Origin of the sequence: Vibrio amylolyticus (assembly GCF_023145695.1) — a bacterium.
In the GTDB taxonomy this organism is placed as follows: Bacteria; Pseudomonadota; Gammaproteobacteria; order Enterobacterales; family Vibrionaceae; genus Vibrio; species Vibrio amylolyticus.
The window spans coordinates 224,737-245,354 of the sequence record NZ_JAJHVV010000001.1; the positions used below are offsets into that span (position 1 = coordinate 224,737).

The 20,618-nt window shown below is 42.9% G+C and carries 18 protein-coding genes and 1 other annotated feature; of the genes, 15 read left to right on the forward strand and 3 right to left on the reverse strand.

Translation table 11 applies throughout. The annotated features are described in order from the left end of the window. Nucleotides 1-26: 26 nt before the first annotated feature. Both cydD and cydC read left to right on the forward strand, forming a co-directional pair. A complete protein-coding gene (gene cydD, locus KP803_RS01015) occupies nt 27-1,814 on the forward strand; it encodes a heme ABC transporter permease/ATP-binding protein CydD (RefSeq protein WP_248006968.1) in 1,788 nt (595 codons plus the stop codon). After that, nucleotides 1,807-3,528 carry a heme ABC transporter ATP-binding protein/permease CydC gene (gene cydC / locus KP803_RS01020; RefSeq protein WP_248006969.1) on the forward strand — a complete coding sequence of 574 codons (1,722 nt, stop codon included), beginning with the start codon at nt 1,807-1,809 and terminating at the stop codon, nt 3,526-3,528. The genes cydD and cydC overlap by 8 nt, the downstream gene beginning before the upstream one ends. Before the next feature lie 554 nt (nt 3,529-4,082). On the opposite strand, the gene rluB is transcribed toward cydC, so the two are convergent. The 3 genes from rluB to rnm all read right to left on the reverse strand — a co-directional run bounded on the left by rluB (nt 4,083) and on the right by rnm (nt 6,671). After that, nucleotides 4,083-5,033, reverse strand: coding sequence for a 23S rRNA pseudouridine(2605) synthase RluB (rluB, locus tag KP803_RS01025; protein ID WP_248006970.1), 951 nt, complete (start codon nt 5,031-5,033; stop codon nt 4,083-4,085). Between the two features lie 111 nt (nt 5,034-5,144). After that, nucleotides 5,145-5,765, reverse strand: a complete 621-nt coding sequence (locus KP803_RS01030) for an L-threonylcarbamoyladenylate synthase (protein ID WP_248006971.1) — start codon at nt 5,763-5,765, stop codon at nt 5,145-5,147. A gap of 30 nt (nt 5,766-5,795) precedes the next feature. Then, complete coding sequence (gene rnm, locus KP803_RS01035; protein ID WP_248006972.1) at nt 5,796-6,671, reverse strand: RNase RNM; 876 nt, start codon at nt 6,669-6,671, stop codon at nt 5,796-5,798. Between the two features lie 82 nt (nt 6,672-6,753). Here rnm and trpL2 point away from each other — a divergent pair, with 82 nt between their 5' ends. From trpL2 to KP803_RS01100, 13 genes are all read left to right on the forward strand, one after another. Beyond that, nucleotides 6,754-6,858, forward strand: a complete 105-nt coding sequence (trpL2, locus tag KP803_RS22045; protein WP_248006973.1) for a tryptophan operon leader peptide — start codon at nt 6,754-6,756, stop codon at nt 6,856-6,858. Then, nucleotides 6,811-6,912 (forward strand) — a sequence feature (Trp leader region). (Overlaps the previous gene by 48 nt.) Nucleotides 6,913-7,038: 126 nt before the next feature. Next, nucleotides 7,039-8,604, forward strand: coding sequence for an anthranilate synthase component 1 (locus KP803_RS01045; RefSeq protein WP_248006974.1), 1,566 nt, complete (start codon nt 7,039-7,041; stop codon nt 8,602-8,604). 4 nt (nt 8,605-8,608) lie between these two features. Then, entirely contained in the window at nt 8,609-9,235 is a 627-nt protein-coding gene (locus KP803_RS01050) for an aminodeoxychorismate/anthranilate synthase component II (protein ID WP_248006975.1), read from the forward strand. Nucleotides 9,236-9,248: 13 nt separating this feature from the next. Then, nucleotides 9,249-10,247 (forward strand): anthranilate phosphoribosyltransferase, encoded by a 999-nt coding sequence (gene trpD / locus KP803_RS01055; RefSeq protein ID WP_248006976.1) that lies wholly within the window; start codon nt 9,249-9,251, stop codon nt 10,245-10,247. A gap of 1 nt (nt 10,248) precedes the next feature. Continuing rightward, on the forward strand, nt 10,249-11,664 hold the full coding sequence (trpCF, locus tag KP803_RS01060; protein ID WP_248006977.1) for a bifunctional indole-3-glycerol-phosphate synthase TrpC/phosphoribosylanthranilate isomerase TrpF: 1,416 nt from the start codon (nt 10,249-10,251) through the stop codon (nt 11,662-11,664). Between the two features lie 11 nt (nt 11,665-11,675). Further along, nucleotides 11,676-12,866: a tryptophan synthase subunit beta gene (trpB, locus tag KP803_RS01065; protein WP_248006978.1), complete on the forward strand. Its 1,191-nt coding sequence runs from the start codon at nt 11,676-11,678 to the stop codon at nt 12,864-12,866. Then, nucleotides 12,866-13,672 (forward strand): tryptophan synthase subunit alpha, encoded by an 807-nt coding sequence (trpA, locus tag KP803_RS01070; RefSeq protein ID WP_248006979.1) that lies wholly within the window; start codon nt 12,866-12,868, stop codon nt 13,670-13,672. The genes trpB and trpA overlap by 1 nt, the downstream gene beginning before the upstream one ends. Nucleotides 13,673-13,972: 300 nt before the next feature. After that, nucleotides 13,973-15,277, forward strand: a complete 1,305-nt coding sequence (locus KP803_RS01075) for a dicarboxylate/amino acid:cation symporter (protein ID WP_345791534.1) — start codon at nt 13,973-13,975, stop codon at nt 15,275-15,277. A 219-nt stretch (nt 15,278-15,496) separates the two neighbouring features. Continuing rightward, nucleotides 15,497-16,690 (forward strand): acyl-homoserine-lactone synthase, encoded by a 1,194-nt coding sequence (locus KP803_RS01080; protein WP_248006980.1) that lies wholly within the window; start codon nt 15,497-15,499, stop codon nt 16,688-16,690. Next, the gene (locus KP803_RS01085) at nt 16,683-19,205 is read left to right on the forward strand and encodes an ATP-binding response regulator (protein ID WP_248006981.1); all 2,523 of its coding nucleotides are present in this window, start codon (nt 16,683-16,685) and stop codon (nt 19,203-19,205) included. The genes KP803_RS01080 and KP803_RS01085 overlap by 8 nt, the downstream gene beginning before the upstream one ends. 96 nt (nt 19,206-19,301) lie before the next feature. Continuing rightward, nucleotides 19,302-19,553, forward strand: coding sequence for a hypothetical protein (locus KP803_RS01090; RefSeq protein WP_248006982.1), 252 nt, complete (start codon nt 19,302-19,304; stop codon nt 19,551-19,553). Between the two features lie 273 nt (nt 19,554-19,826). Beyond that, nucleotides 19,827-20,216: an acyl-CoA thioester hydrolase YciA gene (yciA, locus tag KP803_RS01095; RefSeq protein WP_248006983.1), complete on the forward strand. Its 390-nt coding sequence runs from the start codon at nt 19,827-19,829 to the stop codon at nt 20,214-20,216. Between the two features lie 104 nt (nt 20,217-20,320). Beyond that, nucleotides 20,321-20,617, forward strand: a complete 297-nt coding sequence (locus KP803_RS01100) for a YciI family protein (RefSeq protein WP_248006984.1) — start codon at nt 20,321-20,323, stop codon at nt 20,615-20,617. Nucleotide 20,618: the final 1 nt, after the last annotated feature.

Here is a 20,618-nt window from a genome sequence, read left to right on the forward strand (position 1 = left end):
CATAATAATTATCATTAAGTTTTCAAATGGATAAGAAAAAACAACGCGACTTGAATAAGTGGCTAAAACAACAGAGTAAGCTTGCTAAACGCTGGCTAATGATTACTGTTGGATTAGGTGTCCTATCAAGTGTGTTTCTATTGGCTCAGGCGGCTCTCCTCGCGACCATTCTAAGCCAGCTCATTATTGAGCAAGCAGATAAAAATGAACTCATTCCTTACTTTGTTGCACTCGCGGCAACCATTGCAGTGCGTGCCCTCTGCTCTTGGGGGCGTGAAATCTCGGGCTTTCGATGCGGTGAGCAAATTCGTGTTTATATCCGTCAGCTAATACTTGATAAGTTGCACACTCTTGGGCCAGCTTATATCAAGGGGAAACCTGCTGGAGCATGGGCAACGCTGCTGCTTGAACAAGTTGAAGATATGCAGGATTTCTTCTCTCGCTACCTACCACAAATGTCTTTGTCGGTTTTAGTCCCTTTTGTCATTCTTGTGGTTGTATTCCCAATTAACTGGGCTGCGGGATTAATCTTCGTTATTACTGCGCCTTTAGTGCCTCTTTTCATGGCTATGGTGGGCATGAAAGCCGCTGATGCAAATAGAAAGAATTTTAAAGCGATGCAACGTTTATCCGGCCATTTCTACGATCGTTTGCAGGCCATGACGACGATTCGTTTATTCGACCGCGCCGATGCTGAAACTGAAGTACTAAAAGGAGCGTCGGAAGTATTCCGAGTACGTACCATGGATGTTCTTAAGATTGCCTTCCTCTCTTCAGCGGTACTTGAGTTCTTTACTTCCCTTTCGATTGCAATTACCGCCGTCTACTTTGGCTTTAGCTTCATTGGAGAACTTAACTTCGGTCACTATGGTGTTGGCGTTACTCTCTTTGCCGGTCTTTTTATTCTTATTCTAGCTCCTGAGTTCTACCAACCGCTGAGAGATTTAGGCACCTATTATCATGCCAAGCAACAAGCAGTAGGCGCAGCAGAAAGTATTGTTGAGTTTCTGGAAACAGACATCAGTTCAGTGCAATCAGGTGATGCTCAAGTAAGTAAGAACGATAACATCACGATTAGTGCCAACAATTTAAAAATATTGAGTCCTGATGGAAAAGAGCTTGTTGGCCCAATCTCATTTACCATAAGTTCACAAACAAGCACGGCTCTCGTTGGTCCAAGTGGTGCAGGTAAAACAACCTTGGTCAATGCTATTTTAGGCTTTATGCCCTATCAAGGAAGCTTAACAATTAACGGTATCGAGCTTAATCAGATTGACCATGAGAGTTGGCGTCAATGCATTAGCTGGGTCGGTCAAAACCCTTTACTACTCCACGGCACTATTCGTGATAACGTCACTCTGGGTAATGAGTCAGTATCAGAGTCAAAAATCACTCAAGTTCTGAAAGACTCGTATGCTGCGGAATTTGTTAATGAGCATGGGCTCGATTATCAAGTTTCCGACCGTTCTGGTGGATTATCGGTAGGGCAAGCTCAGCGTATTGCACTTGCACGCGCTATGCTACAGCAGGGGAAATTTTGGCTGCTAGACGAACCCACCGCCAGTCTTGATGCTCGCAGTGAACGTCTTGTATCCCAAGGTCTAGAAAGCCAAACTCACAATCGAACAACACTCATGGTGACTCATCAGCTTGAACCTTTGAAAAATATGGATCAAATCCTCGTGATGAAAGATGGCCTGATAGCGGAAAGTGGTCGTTACGATGAACTAGAAAACAATGATGGGCTATTTCAAAGCATGCTCGCTTCAAACCAAGCTCTAAACCAATCTAATAAGGGGAACCTAGATGCGTGATTTGCTCCCTTATTTCAAGCTTTATAAAAAACATTGGTTCGGCCTGTCACTCGGAATGATATTGGCTTTCGCCACTGTGTTTGCCTCAATTGGACTATTAACCCTTTCTGGTTGGTTCCTTTCGGCAGCCGCCGTTGCTGGATTGACTATCGCTCGCGAAACCTTTAATTACATGCTTCCTGGCGCATTCGTCCGCGGATTTGCAATGGCAAGAACCGCTGGCCGTTGGGGTGAGCGAGTTGTCAGCCACAATGCTACTTTCAAGCTTTTGACCGACCTAAGAATCTTCTTTTTCAAAAAGCTAACGCCACTGATTCCGGGGAAAATCTCGACACTGAGAGATGGTGATCTGCTCAACCGATTAGTCGCCGACGTTGACGCGATGGATCACGTTTACTTGCGTTTATTAAGCCCAGTTGTTGTAAGTTTTTTCGGTATTGTTGCTCTCACCACGTTCCTAAGTTGGTGGGACCTCACCCTTGGCTTAACGTTAGGGGGAATTCTCTTAGCCCTTCTCATTATTTGGCCGATTTTGTTCTACAAACTCGGTAAGCGTAACGGGCAGCAACTGACTGAGAACAAGTCCAAATTTCGAATCTCAACACTTGATTGGATCGAAGGGTATAGTGAGCTCACCTTGTTTGGTGCAGAAGCACGATACCGAAATGCGATAATCGAGGCACAAAATAAACTGATCAATAACCAGTTTGTTAATGCACACTATTCAGGTTTAGCTCAAGCGCTTCTTATGTTGGCAAATGGCTGGACGTTAGTCCTCATTCTTTGGTTGTCCGCTGACGGTGTCGGGGGTAATCCGCCAGACCCAATGATCGCCCTTGTCGCATTTGCCACTATGGCAAGTTTCGAGCTATTAATGCCTATCGCCGGTGCATTCCAGTTCTTAGGACAGACGTTAACCTCAGCCAGAAGACTCAATGAAGTAACGATGGCCGAACCCGATGTCGTATTCACTCAAAATACCGCTGACGCTGTAGAGTCTCACTGTATTGATTTTAAAGGGGTGACTTTCCACTATCCCGACTCTTCTCAACCGGTGCTAAAAAATATAGATCTGAGTATCGCTGACAAAGAAAAAATCGCTATCGTAGGGCAAACAGGATCAGGGAAATCGACCCTACTTCAACTCATCAATCGCTATTGGGATCCGCAACAAGGGCAAGTATCCATAGCAGGTTCATCATTAGCACAGTGGAACGAAAGCCAACTTCGCTCGTCGATTTCAGTCGTGAGTCAACGTGTCGATGTCCTGAATGGAACCCTTCGAGATAACCTTCTAATGGCAGAGCCGAAAGCAAATGACGAAATGTTAGCTGAAACGCTTACCAATGTAGGGCTGGAAAAGCTTCTTGAAGAGTTAGGGCTTGATACTTGGCTAGGTGATGGTGGACGACAACTTTCTGGTGGTGAAAAACGTCGTATCGGGATTGCTCGAGCATTACTGCACAACGCTCCTATCCTATTGCTAGATGAACCTACAGAAGGATTAGACAAGCAAACTGAACAACAAATAATGACGCTACTTGAATCCCACTTTGCGGACAAAACGGTTTTGTTCATTACTCATCGATTAGTTAATTTGCATAAGATGGACAAGGTTTGCTTAATTGAGCAAGGTGACATTGTTGAATTGGGTAGCCATGAAGAGCTTCTGGCTAAACGAGGTCGCTACTTCCAACTGACTCAAACACTTTAAACTTGAATTTAAGTATGACTCTACTCCCTCTTAGTTGAGAGTAGAGTCATACTTTTTATCCGATCATTTCAACCTGTAAAGGTCTGCTCCATTTGTTCGATAGCACTACGCCGTCGGTGAAGTCTCTGTTGCTACAAGTCTTTTAATCGCATCATTTATACGAATCATATCATTGATATCAGTTACATTTTCGACGGCATCTAACAGTGATTCTTTACTGCACGGTGGGATTCTATCTATGTTGATTATCTTACCACGCGTCGTATTCTTAAGAAGCTGGAAAGTATTTTCGTTCATTTATAAGCCTAACTGGTGTTGTTTAATATTATAAAACTATTTATTTTTAGCGAACTATATACGAATAAGTCTTAAGAGCAAGGAATAACACTTATTTTGAGGAGAGGCTAACATTGACTCTCAAAATATACTTATGTAAATGAGCTAAACAGCGATTTTTCTCTCCGATCATCCACTCAAATTGGGATTTTTCCCAAAAAAAAAACTGATAGGTCTCCCTATCAGCTTTCTCATTAATTTTTATCAAACCAGATTAATTAACGACGGTTCTTATTACGTGCACCAGGCTCGCCTGCCGACTTTTTCGTTGGCTTTTTGCTGCGAGAAGGGTTATTGCTTCGCCCTTTTGATGGTGTACTTACACGCTCTTCATGACGTTTAACAGCACGACGAATCTTTTGACTACGAGAACGTTCACGTTTACGAGATGTATTGTCTTTCGACTCATCAAGCATAGTGTTCTTCTCAGGTGCAAGTTCGACCAACTCACGAAGGTAGTTTACTTCTTTCAGATCTAGTTCAGTCCAACCGCCGCGAGGCAGTTTTTTATCAAGATAAATATCACCGTAACGAACACGTTTTAGACGGCTTACCGTTGTATCTTGCGATTCCCACAAACGACGAACTTCACGGTTACGGCCTTCGTTAATCGCAACATAGAAAGTATGGTTCATACCTTCACCGCCGGCATAAACAACATCTTCAAAACGAGCCATGCCGTCTTCAAGCTTAACGCCACGCACAAGGTTTTTCACTTTATCTTCGTTAACTTCACCAAATACGCGAACCAAATACTCACGCTCAACCTGACGGCTTGGGTGCATCAAACGGTTTGCAAGCTCACCATCTGTGGTAAATAAAAGTAGACCAGAAGTGTTCGCATCAAGACGACCAACAGAGATCCAGCGTGAACCACGGATCTTTGGAAGGCGGTCAAAAACCGTACGGCGACCTTCAGGATCGTGACGAGTACACAATTCACCTTCAGGCTTGTAGTATGCAAGTACGCGACAAACAACCTCTTCAGATACTTTCGCTGAAACGGTGTGCCCATCAATACGAATAACGGCACTTTCATCTTCTAGGCGCTCACCTAGTTTCGCTACCACACCGTTTACACTTACACGGCCAGATTTGATTAAAGTTTCCAGTTCACGACGTGAGCCATGCCCTGCGCGTGCTAAAACCTTCTGTAGTTTTTCGCTCATTTATTTACCTAGTAATTGTCGTCTTCACAGACGTCGAAAGAATATAGTTGCGACCAAAAATCGCGGCCGCGTAGTATCTCAAATTATTGTACCAAAAGCATCAATTTTCGATTACTCGAAAGGAGAAGGGTCACCAGAGCCAACACGTGCAACGACCGCTTCGTCATCACTAAAATCAATAACGGTTGTTGGTTGCTCTCCTAGGTAGCCACCATTCAAAATACAATCAACGGCATGTTCTAACTGGTCACGAATATCTTCCGGGTCAGACTCGGTATGCTCATTTCCTGGAAGGATAAGCGAGGTAGACATCAAAGGCTCACCCAGCGCTTCTAGTAAATCGAGTGCGATTTTGTTATCTGGGATACGAATTCCAATGGTTTTACGCTTGGCATTCATTAAACGCCTTGGTACCTCTTTGGTTCCTTTAAAGATAAAGGTGTAAGGCCCCGGCGTATTCGATTTCAATAAACGGAATGCGGTATTATCAACGCGCGCATACAGCGCAATTTCAGAAAGATCACGGCATAGCAGCGTGAAGTTGTGCTTACTGTCTAAACGACGAATCTGACAGATACGATCCAAGGCTTGTTTATTCTCAAGTTGGCAACCCAATGCATAGCCTGAGTCAGTCGGATAAATCACGACACCGCCATTACGTATAATTGCTACGGCTTGATTAATCAAGCGAGCCTGTGGGTTATCTGGGTGTACATAAAAGAACTGGCTCATAGTCATTCCTCATTATCGAGTCTCTCGACTCTATATTGTTAGATCATTATCTTCATTTACTGTCGATGATGAAATCATAGTCCAATCTTTCCAAACGGGCTCAACACCGGAAGGTAACCAAAGGTTTCTTCCTAGCTCCGTCCAAGGAGATGGATAGTGAAAGTCACTGCCTTGAGAGGCTAATAGTTTGTATTGTATAGCATAATCAGCAAGGGTGCGTCTTTCTTGTTGCGCTTGTTGAGGCAGCGCAACTTCCATCGCATCCCCACCCGCCTCACAGAAGGCAGACAAAAGGCGCTTAACCCATTTCGCGGTTAAATTATAACGACCAGGGTGAGCGAGTGTCGCCACGCCGCCAGCGCTATGGATCGCTTCCACCGCATCGGTCATTGAACACCAGTTTGGCGGAACATAACCAGGGTTATTTCGGGTCAGGTATTTTTTGAACACCTGCTGCATGGTTTTTGCATACCCGTTATCGACAAGCCACTTAGCAAAGTGCGCTCTGGTAATCGGCGCATCGCCGGCAATCAGTTGAACTTCTTCAAAAATACCCTCACGAGTCGCTTTTTCTAGGCGATGAGCGATTAACTTTGCTCGTTCGTTACGGTGTGTTTTCTGCTGTTCAATAAGCGCTAACATGCGTTCATCACTAGAGTCGACATTTAAGCCAACAATATGAATGTCTTTATTTTGCCAAACCGTTGAAAACTCAATGCCACTAATCAATTGGATGGGTAAATCATTTTCTGCGATGTGAGTGCTGGCCAACTCTAAACCATCCAATGTGTCATGGTCAGTAATAGCAAGCACTTTGACATCAAAGCTGACCGCTCTATCAACGAGCTCTTGAGGTGTGAGTCTTCCATCTGAAGCTGTCGTGTGACTGTGTAGATCAATTTTCATCTTTTTTATTCATTTTGGTTGACTTCTCTCGCCCATACTAGTTAACTAGTACACAAATACAAGCGCATTCAATAGGCTCACTATGTTACTAGAACTAAACCAACTGAATAAAGATAAAGTTACTGCTATTCGTAGTGATCTTGGTTGGTGGCGTACTTGTACATATTCTAAGTGGGTAAATGTGTAAGTAAACAAACCAAATTGTTTCACTAAGCCCGCTAAATTTAGCGGGCTTTTTTATTTTGTCGACCATCTCACACTCAACTGACTAACAATTCAACAAATAGGCAATATTGTTCATTGGGTGTCTATGCAGTTTATGCGAGTATGTACGACAGGAAGATACGAAAAATTAAAAGGACGTCTTGTGAATAAGACCATTGATATTAAAGAGTTGGGAAACATTGAAATCATCAATACTACCGTCCCATACTCCCAAGACCCTACTCAGCTATTTCACACAATTTGTGAAAATAAACGCGACAGTTTATTGCTAGAGTCTGCCGAAATAGATTCTAAACAGAACCTAAAGAGTATGCTTCTTATTGACTCGGCAGTTCGAATCATCTGTTACGGTCATGAAGTAACCTTTCAAGCGTTAACGGCCAATGGCCAAAGCCTGATTAAGCATATTCACGCCAATGTAAAAGAAGAGATTGAATCAGCGTTCAGTCCTGAGAAGCTTGTACTTACATTTAAACAGGCCTGCGATACCATCGACGAAGACTCTCGCCTTCGCGAACCTTCTTCTTTTGATGCTCTTCGCCTTGTTCAACACAGCTATAAAAACAACCCAGAAGAGAAATTGGAACTGTTTTTAGCTGGTCTTTTTGCCTACGATCTAGTTGCAAACTTTGAACCACTAGGGGACGCAGAAAGTACCAATCAGTGCCCTGACTACGTCTTCTACGTCGCTGAAACGCTATTACGCTTTGATCACCAAATGGAACAGGGCCACTTGCACGCGAGTAACTTTAGCCAAGATCCGAAAGTAAAAACTCAACTGGAGCAACGTTTAAGTGATATCAAAGTACAGTGTGAGTTGCCTCCTGTCAGTGTTAAAGCAGAGAAGCTAACCAGCGTTGATGTCGTTCCTAGTATCTCCGACGACGTTTTTTGCCAAACAGTACGCGATTTAAAGCAGTACGTTATCAGAGGTGATGTTTTCCAAGTCGTGCCTTCGCGCCGCTTTACACTTCCATGCCCTTCACCACTTGCTGCCTATAAAGAGCTGAAACAGAGTAACCCAAGCCCTTACATGTTCTACATGCAAGATGAGCTATTTACTCTATTTGGTGCGTCACCTGAAAGCGCATTGAAATACGAAACCGACACTAATCAAGTCGAGATTTACCCGATTGCGGGAACACGCCGCCGTGGCAAGCGCCCGAACGGTGAGATTGATTTCGACCTTGATAGCCGCATTGAACTTGAACTTCGTACCGATAAAAAAGAGAACGCAGAGCACATGATGCTGGTCGATCTTGCTCGTAATGACGTTGCTCGTATCTCAGAAGCCGGTACCCGCCACGTAGCTGACTTACTAAAAGTTGACCGTTATAGCCATGTAATGCACTTAGTTTCCCGAGTTGTTGGTCAACTGCGTGAGGATTTAGATGCCCTTCATGCCTATCAAGCTTGTATGAATATGGGCACTTTAACAGGCGCACCAAAAATTCGTGCAATGCAACTTATTCGTGATGTCGAGAAAGCACGCCGTGGTAGTTATGGTGGTGCGGTGGGGTATCTCACCGGAGAAGGCACACTCGATACGTGTATCGTGATTCGTTCTGCCTACGTAGAAAATGGCGTGGCTCAAGTTCAAGCTGGCGCAGGTGTCGTATTCGATTCTGACCCTCAAGCTGAAGCAGATGAAACACGTGGAAAAGCCCAAGCGGTTATTTCAGCTATTCAAGCAGCACATAAGGAGTAACGATATGACGACTAAAACAGAGAAATCAGCAAATATCGTCTTTATCGATAACTTCGATTCTTTTACTTACAACCTAGTGGACCAATTTCGCTCGCTTGGCTACCCAGTCACCGTTTATCGAAACAATATTGAAGCGAGTGCTGTTGAAGAAGCAATCGGTCAACTAGACAACCCGGTTGTACTATTGTCACCGGGGCCTGGCGCACCATCAGAAGCGGGCTCTATGCCTGAGCTCATTCAACGCTTAAAAGGCAAAGTCCCTATAATTGGTATTTGCCTAGGGCACCAAGCGATTGTCGAAGCTTACGGTGGTACGGTAGCAGGCGCTGGTGAAATCATTCATGGCAAAGTGTCGATGATGGCCCACCAACAACACGCGATCTATCAAAACTTACCGTCTCCACTTGCGATTGCCCGTTACCACTCTTTGGTCGCAACGCATGTATCAGATCAGCTTACTGTCACTGCGGAAGTAGATGGCTTGGTGATGTCCGTCGTGCACGAACAAGACAAAGTGTGTGGCTTTCAATTTCACCCAGAGTCAATTATGACAACTTACGGTGCAACACTACTTAGCAATGCGATAGAGTGGGCACTAGAGAATCCATCTAACCACGAAAAATTGGCTTAATAAGGACATTACTATGGAAAATATTATCAATAAGCTATACGAACAGTGCTCTCTTAGTGAAGAAGAGAGTCAACAACTGTTTGATGTCATTATTCGTGGAGAGCTAGACCCTATTTTGATGACGGCGGCGTTAACTGCACTAAAAATTAAAGGCGAAACACCCGAAGAGATCGCCGGCGCAGCCAAAGCACTATTAGCTAACGCAAACCCATTCCCTCGCCCTGATTATGATTTCGCTGATATTGTTGGTACGGGTGGTGATGGACACGACACGATTAATATCTCAACTACCGCGGCATTTGTTGCAGCTGCGTGTGGTTTAAAAGTCGCGAAACACGGTAACCGCAGCGTGTCTTCAAAATCAGGCTCTTCTGATCTGCTTGATTCTTTTGGTATCAACTTAGCGATGAGCGCAGAAGACACACGCAAAGCGGTCGATGACCTCGGTGTTGCTTTCCTATTTGCACCGCAATATCACGGCGGTGTTCGTCATGCAATGCCTGTTCGCCAAACACTGAAAACACGCACTATTTTCAATATTCTTGGCCCACTCATTAATCCTGCTCGTCCAAATATCGAGTTGATGGGTGTATACAGCGAAGAGCTTGTTATGCCAATCGCTAAGACAATGTTGAAAATGGGTATGAAGCGCGCGGCCGTTGTTCATGGTAGTGGGCTAGACGAAGTCGCGATTCATGGCTCAACCACCGTTGCAGAAATCAAAGACGGTGAGATTACTCAATACACATTAACACCTGAAGACTTTGGCGTAACTAGCCACCCTCTTGAAGCGATCAAAGGCGGCGCTCCAGAAGAGAACCGAGCCATTATTACGAATATATTGACGGGTAAAGGTACAGATGCTCAAGTAGGTGCTGTTGCCGTGAACGTGGCTTTATTAATGCGTTTATTCGGCCAAGAAGATTTGAAAGCAAATACACAAAAAGCCATCGAAGCGATGAATTCGGGTAAAGCTTATGAACTCGTGCAGCAACTAGCGAGTCGAGGTTAAGATGACACAACTTTCTGAACACGTTTCACTGCAAGAAACGGAAATGGCGGAAGTCTTAGCGAAAATCGTCAAAGACAAATACCTATGGGTTGAAGAACGAAAACAAGTTCAACCACTGAATGATTTCAAATCAGAATTACAATCATCTGATCGTGATTTCTATCAAGCCCTTGAGCAAGGGAAAACCGCGTTCATTCTTGAATGTAAAAAAGCATCTCCTTCTAAAGGTTTGATACGAGATGATTTCAACCTGGAGAAAATTGCGACGGTTTATAACCGCCATGCGAGTGCTATCTCTGTCCTGACTGATGAGAAATATTTCCAAGGCAATTTCGAATTTTTACCTAAGGTTCGTTCCATCGCAACACAACCTATTTTGTGTAAAGACTTCATGGTGGATACGTACCAAGTCTATCTAGCTCGCCACTACAGCGCAGATGCCATCCTTCTTATGCTATCGGTTTTAAACGACGAACAGTACAAAGAGCTAGCAGATGTCGCACACTCGTTAGGCATGGGCATACTGACTGAAATAAGCAATGAAGAGGAACTTCATCGAGCAGTGGCTCTTAACGCGAAAGTCATCGGTATTAACAATCGTAACCTGCGTGACTTATCGACCGACCTCAACCGAACCAAAGAGTTGGCTCCTATTGTCAAAGAGCTAGCTCCTAATGCGGTGATCATTTCAGAATCAGGGATATACACTCATCAACAAGTGAAAGATCTTATTCCTTACGCTAAAGGCTTTTTGATCGGTAGCTCGTTAATGGCTGAAGACGATCTAGAGCTAGCCGCTCGAAGTGTCATCTTAGGTGAAAACAAAGTATGTGGTTTAACTCACCCTGACGATGCAGCAAAAGCCTACCATGCAGGTGCTGTATTTGGCGGTCTAATTTTTGTTGAGAAATCCAAGCGATATATTGATATTGAAGCGGCTCGATTGACGATGAGTGGTGCGCCGCTTAACTATGTCGGTGTATTCCAAAATAGTAGCATCGATACCATCACCAAAATCGTTTCTCAATTGGGATTAAAAGCAATACAACTTCATGGCGATGAAGACCAAGCATTCGTTGATGAACTAAAAGCACAGCTTCCTGATACTGTTGAAATATGGAAAGCGTATGGCGTTTCGTCTTCTATTCCTGTATTGCTAGAAAAGAATATCGACCGTCACCTACTGGACACCAAAATCGGTGAACAATCAGGTGGAACTGGAAAAGTGTTTAACTGGGATTTAATTAACCAAACACAACAAATTATGCTCGCTGGTGGACTCAGTGCAGAAAATGCACAGCAAGCTTCGCTGATCGGATGCTTAGGCCTTGACCTAAACTCAGGCGTTGAATACCAAGCAGGTAAAAAAGATACCGATAAGTTGCAACGAGCGTTTGCAGCAATCAGAGATTACTAAGGATTATTATCATGGCAAAACTTGACGCCTATTTTGGTGAATACGGTGGACAATACGTTCCACAAATCTTGGTTCCAGCACTTGACCAGTTAGAGCAAGCGTTCATTGATTCTCAAGAAGATCCTGAGTTTCGCGCTGAATTCATGACGCTGCTGCAAGAATACGCAGGTCGCCCGACAGCGCTAACGCTGACGCGCAACTTAACCAAAGGTACGAAAACTAAGCTTTACCTAAAACGTGAAGATCTACTTCATGGTGGCGCGCACAAAACCAACCAAGTATTGGGACAAGCACTACTTGCTAAGCGCATGGGTAAAAAAGAGATCATTGCTGAAACAGGCGCTGGTCAGCACGGCGTAGCAACTGCACTAGCTTGTGCTCTGCTTGATTTAAAATGTCGTGTTTACATGGGTGCAAAAGACGTAGAACGTCAAAGCCCGAATGTCTTTAGAATGAAGCTAATGGGCGCAGAAGTTATCCCTGTTCATTCAGGCTCTGCAACGCTTAAAGATGCGTGTAACGAAGCCCTACGTGATTGGTCTGCAACCTACGAAGACGCGCACTACCTGCTCGGTACCGCTGCAGGCCCTCACCCATTCCCGACAATTGTTCGAGAATTCCAACACATGATCGGTGAAGAGACGAAACACCAAATACTGGCACGTGAAGGACGTTTACCTGACGCGGTTATCGCTTGTGTTGGTGGCGGTTCTAACGCGATTGGTATGTTCTCAGATTTCATCGAAGAAAAAGAGGTTCGCCTCATTGGTGTAGAGCCGGCTGGTAAAGGTATCGATACTGATCAACATGGCGCACCACTTAAACACGGTAAAACAGGTATCTTCTTTGGTATGAAAGCACCATTGATGCAAGACGAGCACGGGCAAGTCGAAGAATCTTACTCTGTATCTGCTGGTCTTGATTTCCCATCTGTTGGCCCGCAGCACGCTCACCTAAATTCCATTGGCCGCGCAGAATACGATAACGTTACTGATGATGAAGCGTTAGAAGCGTTCCAAATTCTTGCTCGTAAAGAAGGTATCATCCCTGCGCTAGAATCAGCTCACGCACTCGCTCACGCTTTAAAAATGGCGCAAGACGAACCAGAGAAAGAGCAGCTATTAGTGGTGAATCTTTCTGGCCGTGGAGATAAAGATATCTTCACTGTTCATGACATCCTACAAGAGAAAGGAGCAATATAATGGATCGCTACCAAACACTGTTCGCTCGCCTAAGCGACAAAAACCAAGGTGCCTTCGTTCCTTTCGTCACCGTTGGTGACCCAAACGCTGAGCAGTCATTAAAAATTATGGAAACGTTGGTTGAAGCGGGGGCAGATGCTTTAGAACTAGGCATTCCTTTCTCTGACCCATTGGCCGATGGCCCTACTATTCAAGGGGCGAACATCCGTGCTTTGGACTCAAAAGTAACCCCAGATATCTGTTTTGAACTCATTGCAAAGATTCGAGTTAAGTACCCTGAGCTACCAATTGGGTTATTGATGTATGCAAACTTGGTTTACTCTCGAGGGATTGATAACTTTTATGGGCGCTGTGCTAAAGCAGGTATAGACTCAGTATTGATTGCTGACGTGCCAACCAATGAAAGCGCTGAGTTTGTCGCGGCTGCTGAAAAGCACGGAATCCATCCAATTTTCATTGCACCACCAACAGCCAGTGATGAGACGTTAGCATCAGTTGCTAAACTGGGTGGTGGCTACACTTACCTACTGTCTCGCTCAGGCGTTACGGGCGCGGAAACAAAAGCGAATATGCCCGTCGATACACTATTGAGCCGATTAAATCAGTACGACGCACCTCCAGCACTGCTGGGCTTTGGAATTTCTCAACCTGAGCAAGTGAAGCAAGCAGTAAAAGCAGGTGCTGCGGGGGCAATATCTGGCTCAGCGGTTGTGAAAATAATCGAAAGCAATGTCGATAACCCAGCTCTGATGCTAGAAGCACTTAAAGAGTTTGTTAGCAAAATGAAACAAGCCACTCAACAATAGCGCTCAGCTGAATCATCCGTAATATCAAAAAGCCTTCAATCAATAGTTGAAGGCTTTTTTAGTTTCAGTTCCACCATTAATTCACGCAGCAAAACTGTCAAAACAATCACACAACAAATCAAAGCACGCAGCAACATTGATCTCATGAACGGCAATCGTTTGCGAATTAATAACAAAAAGTAAACTTAGGTCAAAAAAAACTATTTAAGTCTTTCAATCCCCCTTTAGTAGGTTGCTAATACCTGTATATAAGTGTAAAAAGCACAACGAAATATTAATCTAATAAATATTCATTTATTAGTGTGTAATGTTGGGATTTTACATTTAAGTAGCACAGGAGTAACACAAGTGTTAAAAGAAAAGAATTTACTAAGCAACATTGGCGTGCAAGTTGTTATCGCAATGATTCTTGGTACGGTTATTGGTGGCTTAATGGGAGAAAGCGCGATTGTGTTTGCTCCACTAGGTGCAATATTCATCGCATTAATTAAGATGCTTGTTATTCCATTGGTCGCTGTTGCCCTTATTTCAGGTGCGGCGGGTCTAGGTAGCAGCCAATCAGCCGGTAAAGTAGGCCTAACAACATTAGGTTACTTCGGTATTACTTCAGCGTTAGCAGTTACACTTGCTCTTATTATGGGCGAAATATTCAAGCCGGGTATTGGTATTGATGTTTCAGCTGTAGAAGGTATGTTTTCTGTTGGCGATTTAGCATCTAAAGGTGAGCTTCCTACTTTCTGGGCGACCATTACTGGTATGATCCCAACGAACATTTTCAACTCACTTAACGAAGAAAATATCCTACAAATCCTAGTATTTTGTCTATTCTTTGGTGTTGCTCTATCTCAACAAGCGGCTGAAAAGCGTGACCCAATCATTAACGGTGTAAACACTATCGTTAATTCAATGGTTTGGATGATCAACAAAGTAATGATCATTGCTCCAATTGGTGTATTTGGTCTAATGGCTGAAGCAGTGGGTACGTTTGGTTTTGCGGCACTAATGATCGTGTTCAAACTGTTCATGGTTTACATCGCTGCGATTCTTATCTTCGGCTTTGTTGCTTACCCACTAATGATTCAGATTTTCACAAAAACATCGGCGAAGAAATTCCTAACTGCAATGAAGAAGCCACAAGCTGTTGCCCTTTCAACGGCATCATCAATGGCAACACTTCCAGTAACTATGGATACGGTTAAGAAAGAGCTAGGTGTTCGTAACTCAACTGCTTCATTTGTTCTGCCGTTAGGCGCAACAATTAACATGTCTGGTAACGCAATTTACTACGGTCTAGTCGCTATCTTCTTTGCTCAGCTATTTGGTATTGATCTAAGCATGGGCGCGTACATTGCAATCATCCTAACTTCAACACTAGGTGCTGTTGGCCAAGCGGGTGTACCAGGTCCATCTTTCCTCGTTGTCGCTGTATTACTTGCCGCTGGTATCCCAATCGAAGGTCTACCACTTCTGTTCGCTCTTGATCGTGTATTTGACATGATTCGTACGGCGCTTAACATCACTGGTGATGCTGCGTGTGCGGTAATCGTTGATTCTCTAATTGAAGATGAAGAAATTGAAGTTGAGCTTCAAAAGCAAGAAGCGTAAGCGCATATAGGTTATAGGTGGTAATCGTTCTTAAGTAACACTACCTTCTTAAATCTGATATATGTCTGCCCTATGATGAAAATCATAGGGCTTTTTTGTTTAAATGTTGCGAGATCCATCGCACGCTTCAATCAATATGCATTCGATCACAGCAATTAGTATTGCTATGCTACTACAGCCATATTATGGAAAAAGTTATTGATACTAGGAAGTGGTCGCGTGGAAGCTGAAATCAATCATTTACAAAACATAAATACTGATCATTTTTGCTCCTCGTCACAAGAAAAATGTTTCTATCTCGCACACGCTATTGAGGCCAAATTTTCTTCGTCTTTTTGCTCTGATATTTTAAACAAGCGGCTTTCAATCACCTACTTGTTAGACCCTACAACTCGCTCCTTAAGTATCGCTTCTTGTATTGAAAGTTCAGCGTATCTAAAAGCACTAAACGCCGATATACCCGCTTGGCCAGAAGAATATAAACAAATTGAAACTCTCGCAATTAGGAGCTTTGGTAACTGGGCAAGATTCTGGTGTGAGTATGAAATATACAATATTAGGCAGCGTTATCCTTATCGACTTGATTTACGCCCGATTCACTTGCCCATTGACGAGAGTAGCTATCACTCCTGTCTAATCAATGATGTACAAGACTCCATATCGTTATATCAAACGCTATATCATCAATCACCGATGCTACTTACAGATGCTCTTGCGTTAATAAATCTATCAACACTTGTACTTATTAATAAGTGGTATGAGATTTTGCTAACACTGAATATTTCACGTCAAGGGTGTCATTTTTTATTAACCTATCCAAATAACCAAAGTAGAGGCCAGCCTTCAACTATTGTCTCATCACTGCGAGTTCAAAGCTGGCAAGATGCTCAAAATTGGCTCCACTTTGACCCGTTTTTCCAAAATAAGCACTGGAAGATGTGTCTACCAAGCAACCTAAGGGAACGTTGTTTAGATACTGGACTGTTTGACAAACAATTCAGTTACGAAGGTAACTGTAACCAAAGCTTTGAACACAGTTTCAGTTCACACATCTTAGACAAAAGCCAAGTCTGTGAAGTGATACGCTTGACCGTTAGTGGCACGGCAAGTCAAGGGGCTTTCTTTCTCTTTTTAGCGCAAAAGCGGATCATGCCCCATTTAGAAATGAAAAATTTCAAGCTAGCTTACACCATCACAGAGCAACCTTGGATAGTCCATTTCTACGAAACTCTCAAATATGGTGGCTATTTTCATAGCAGTTTCAGATTACTGGAAAACTCTAGACACAACACATACAAAGGTTTTTGGGTTATTCCAAGCTTACGCTATGAGCTCGAAAAAATAGGATACCAAACGTACAAGCGTCGCGTTGTAAGCAAAATGAAGGAATCAAAAGAGAACCGTTATGTTTGATCTACTCACTTCTCCAATAATTTATTCCAAGGCGGTAGTGCTTATCGGCACGGCTCTCCTTATGCTGTTCTGGCTAAGCTACTTCATCATCTCATCACATAAAAAAGCTGGAACGAATCAATTCAAAACCTTTCGATTTTACATCCTTTACTCGATAGGTTTATTTTTTTGGATTGTAAGCAACGCCTACTTCCATACTGAATTGTTGGTTATTTTCTCTAATAAAGTCGCTATTTTTATGGCTGTATTTGCCAATATTTCTGGTTTTTTGGCTTTTACCTTTGCCTTTCTGTTTACCTGCCAATTGCGTTCTGAAATATCGAAAGCGTCCATCCCTAGAGTGTATTACGTAATCGTAGGGCTCTGCGTAATCTATGCGCTTACGATTAACATTATTCCCGACCTAACCATAGTTGATGTCCATGTCGAAGGGGTTAGTAACTTTATCATTGTCTTTGGAGAACACACACAGGGGTTCTTCATCATCCTAATGTCTTTAGTCGCATTAACTTTAATTAACCTTCTCCACATAAGACGCAGTGCGAACAGACTTGGCCAAGCTAGAATCACTTATATGATTTTAGGGATCGCAATCTTTATGATTTCGACTGCCGTTATACAACTAGGCTTTACGTATTTACTTAACGACTTCTCTTTAACATGGCTTCCACCAGCACTATCAATCAGCGAAATGTTAATGGTCGGTTATGCATTGCTTACTCAACGTTTTTTCAGTGGTCGTTATATTCTATTTTTTAGTCTCACACTCTTTTTAACAAGTAGTGTATACACTCTCTTATATTTAGGGCTTTCTCAGCTCTTAACGCCCTCTCAGGTTGCTATCAATGCCATTATCTGGTGCATGTTCATTGGTGTGACGTGGCGTTACGTCTTTAATAAAATTAAGTGTTACGTCAGCCTCGTCGTGTATCAATCCACTCAAACACCATTAGATGACATCAATTCTCTCGTTTCTGAATTTCAGTCTTCACCCTCTGTCGCTATGGCTAAGCTGTCAAAGTTATTGGATGTCCCTCATTCGAAAATACAGCTTATACAAACCAGCGATGAAGATGAAGTTTACACAAAACAAATTCATCAATACGGTAATGCTCTGATTTTTGACGAAATTAAAGATCAAATGGATCGTTCTACAACTGAACACTCTAGCGAACTTGAGAAGCTATACGCCAAAATGAATAACACTGACATTGCAATGATGCTGCCACTATTTGGTGACAGCCAAGACGTCACGCATTTTCTCGTCTCCCCCCATAAAAATAGTGGCCGTCTGTTCTCCCAAGAAGAAATACTTGCACTACAAAGAATGTTAAAGAAAACGCAAGGCTATATAAATATGGAGTGTAAAGTTCGTCAGTCTCAGGCATTGGCCAACACCATCGCTCATGAAATGCGAAACCCACTTGCTCAAGTGTTGATTCATTTTGAAAAGTTACGTTCACAAATTGATAGCAACTCTGGCGTTCATACCCTTGAAAAGGAAATAGAGTGTGGTAAGAGTGCTGTCGAGCGTGGAAAACAACTCATCGATATTATTTTAAGAGAGGTCAATACCGCATCATTGGACGATGAACCTTCATCTTCATACTCAGTTAAACAACTGCTCAATGCTTCCATTGAACAATATGGATTTGAAAGCAAAGCCCACAAGCAGCGGGTCCAACTTTCCATTTCCAGTGATTTCTATGTAAAAGTAAACGAAACTTTATTCAATTTTGTCATTTTCAATCTGCTGCGTAATGCTATTCATTACTTTGATTCCTATCCTGACAGTCAAATTGAAATATCAGTTATGCAAAAAGACACCCAAAACCATGTCATCGTGAGAGATACAGGACCTGGTATTCCTGAAAAGATACAAACTCACATATTTAATGATTTTTTCTCCCACAATAAGAGCGGCGGAAGCGGTTTAGGTCTAGGTTATTGCCAAAGGGTCATGAACTCTTTTGGAGGCACGATACAGTGTCAGTCAAGTCTAGGGGAATTTACTGAGTTTCAATTGTTATTTCCCGCAATTGCAATGGCCAACACCAAAGATAAGCCCATTGAAAATAAACAAGATTACCGAAATATCGTGACCTCGTTTGACACACAACCTTTTAGTCATAAACATATTCTCGTCGTCGATGATAAAGAAGTCCAAAGAGCGCTTGTCACACTGTACTTAGAGCAGCTCGATTTAGGCCTAAATATTATTCAAGCGAACAACGGTAAAACCGCTATCGATATCTTTAAAAGCAATCCTATAGATCTTGTGATCATGGATGTACAAATGCCTGTAATGAATGGATTTGATGCCTCAATTGAGCTTAAAAAAATATCCCCCACTACCCCTATTATCGCGTTATCTGGGGAATCCGGTGAAAAAGAACTCTCTATGATCACACAGTTAATGGACGACTATCTTTGCAAGCCTGCTGGGCAGGAGGCCTTAGAAGAGAAAGTGCTTAAATGGCTAAATAAGAGTCAAGAATCTCAATTGGTGCATTAGTTGGCACCCATTATGCTTTAACTCCTATAACGTTGCAGTGGCAATTTATTGGCTCCCACCAATTTTTTGAAACAGCGAATATTTGGAGTAATCATTATGGACATTCATCGACACACATACTACGGTCTGATCCATCATGGAATTAAATCACTATTAGTTGATAGGCTTGGCCACTTTACCGAGATGGAATATCACGAATATTTGAGCTTAATGACCGGAAAGTCGTGCTGCTTTTCAATGAGCGATGCTGAGTTAAGGTCTGCAGTGGATAACCTCAGAAATGAAGGTTACCTAGAAGATATGAAAAGGATAATTCCAAAACTACAGACTTCAGGACTAGAGCATTAATAAGAGTGGTCGCAAGTTAAGTACACTTCAATACGCTTAACAGTTCCATCAGCACAGTGGCACTTCTTAACAGTGGTATATGCGATGAAAGAAAAACCTAACTCTTCAAAATTGTAGAGCCAAGAGTTAGTGATATAATGGCATCGTTTCAGTATAAAATACTTAAATCAGCGACCTATATGGTCGCTGATTTGTTTGAACTTCATACTAAACATTTGACGCTACAGTATTTTCGCATTAAAGCTCTTCCACTCATAATACACAGGTAAAAAAATGTCAGACGCTCCTATCGGTCAACTACTCACTCGAACACTCGCTATGCCAAGTGACTGTAACGCCAATGGTGATATCTTTGGTGGCTGGATCATGTCTCAGCTTGATTTAGCAGGGGGCATTTTAGCAAAAGAGATCTCTGGTGGCCGAATTGTAACGGTCTCCGTTTCTAGTATCACCTTTAAAAAACCAGTCAAGGTTGGCGATGTCGTCTGCGTTTATGGGGAATGCACTAAGATTGGCCGAACGTCTATGAGTATCGACCTTGCTGTCTGGGTAAAACCAGTTAAGGAAAATGGTGTTGGTGAACGTTTTATGGTTTGCGATGCCACATTTAACTATGTCGCAATTGATGCGAATGGTAAGCCAAGGGCCATCATTCAATCCTAAACTCACATTCCTATTACATTGTTACTGGAAAATCCTGCTACTTTCGGTACATTAGTTTTCAGCTCTCAATCAATATATTTAGTTAAATATTATAAGGACATACTATGTGGTACGTTATTTTCTCAACCGACGTTGAAAACTCTTTAGAGAAACGTTTATCTGTTCGCCCTCAGCATCTAGAGCGTTTGCAAGCGCTGCAAAATGAAGGTCGCCTCCTTACTGCTGGCCCCATGCCTGCCATTGATTCAGAAAATCCGGCAGAAGCAGGCTTTACTGGCTCCACCGTCATTGCAGAGTTTAACTCGCTCGAAGATGCACAAGCCTGGGCTGACGCAGATCCTTATATCGACGCAGGCGTGTACGCTAATGTCGTTGTGAAGCCATTCAAAAAAGTATTCTAAT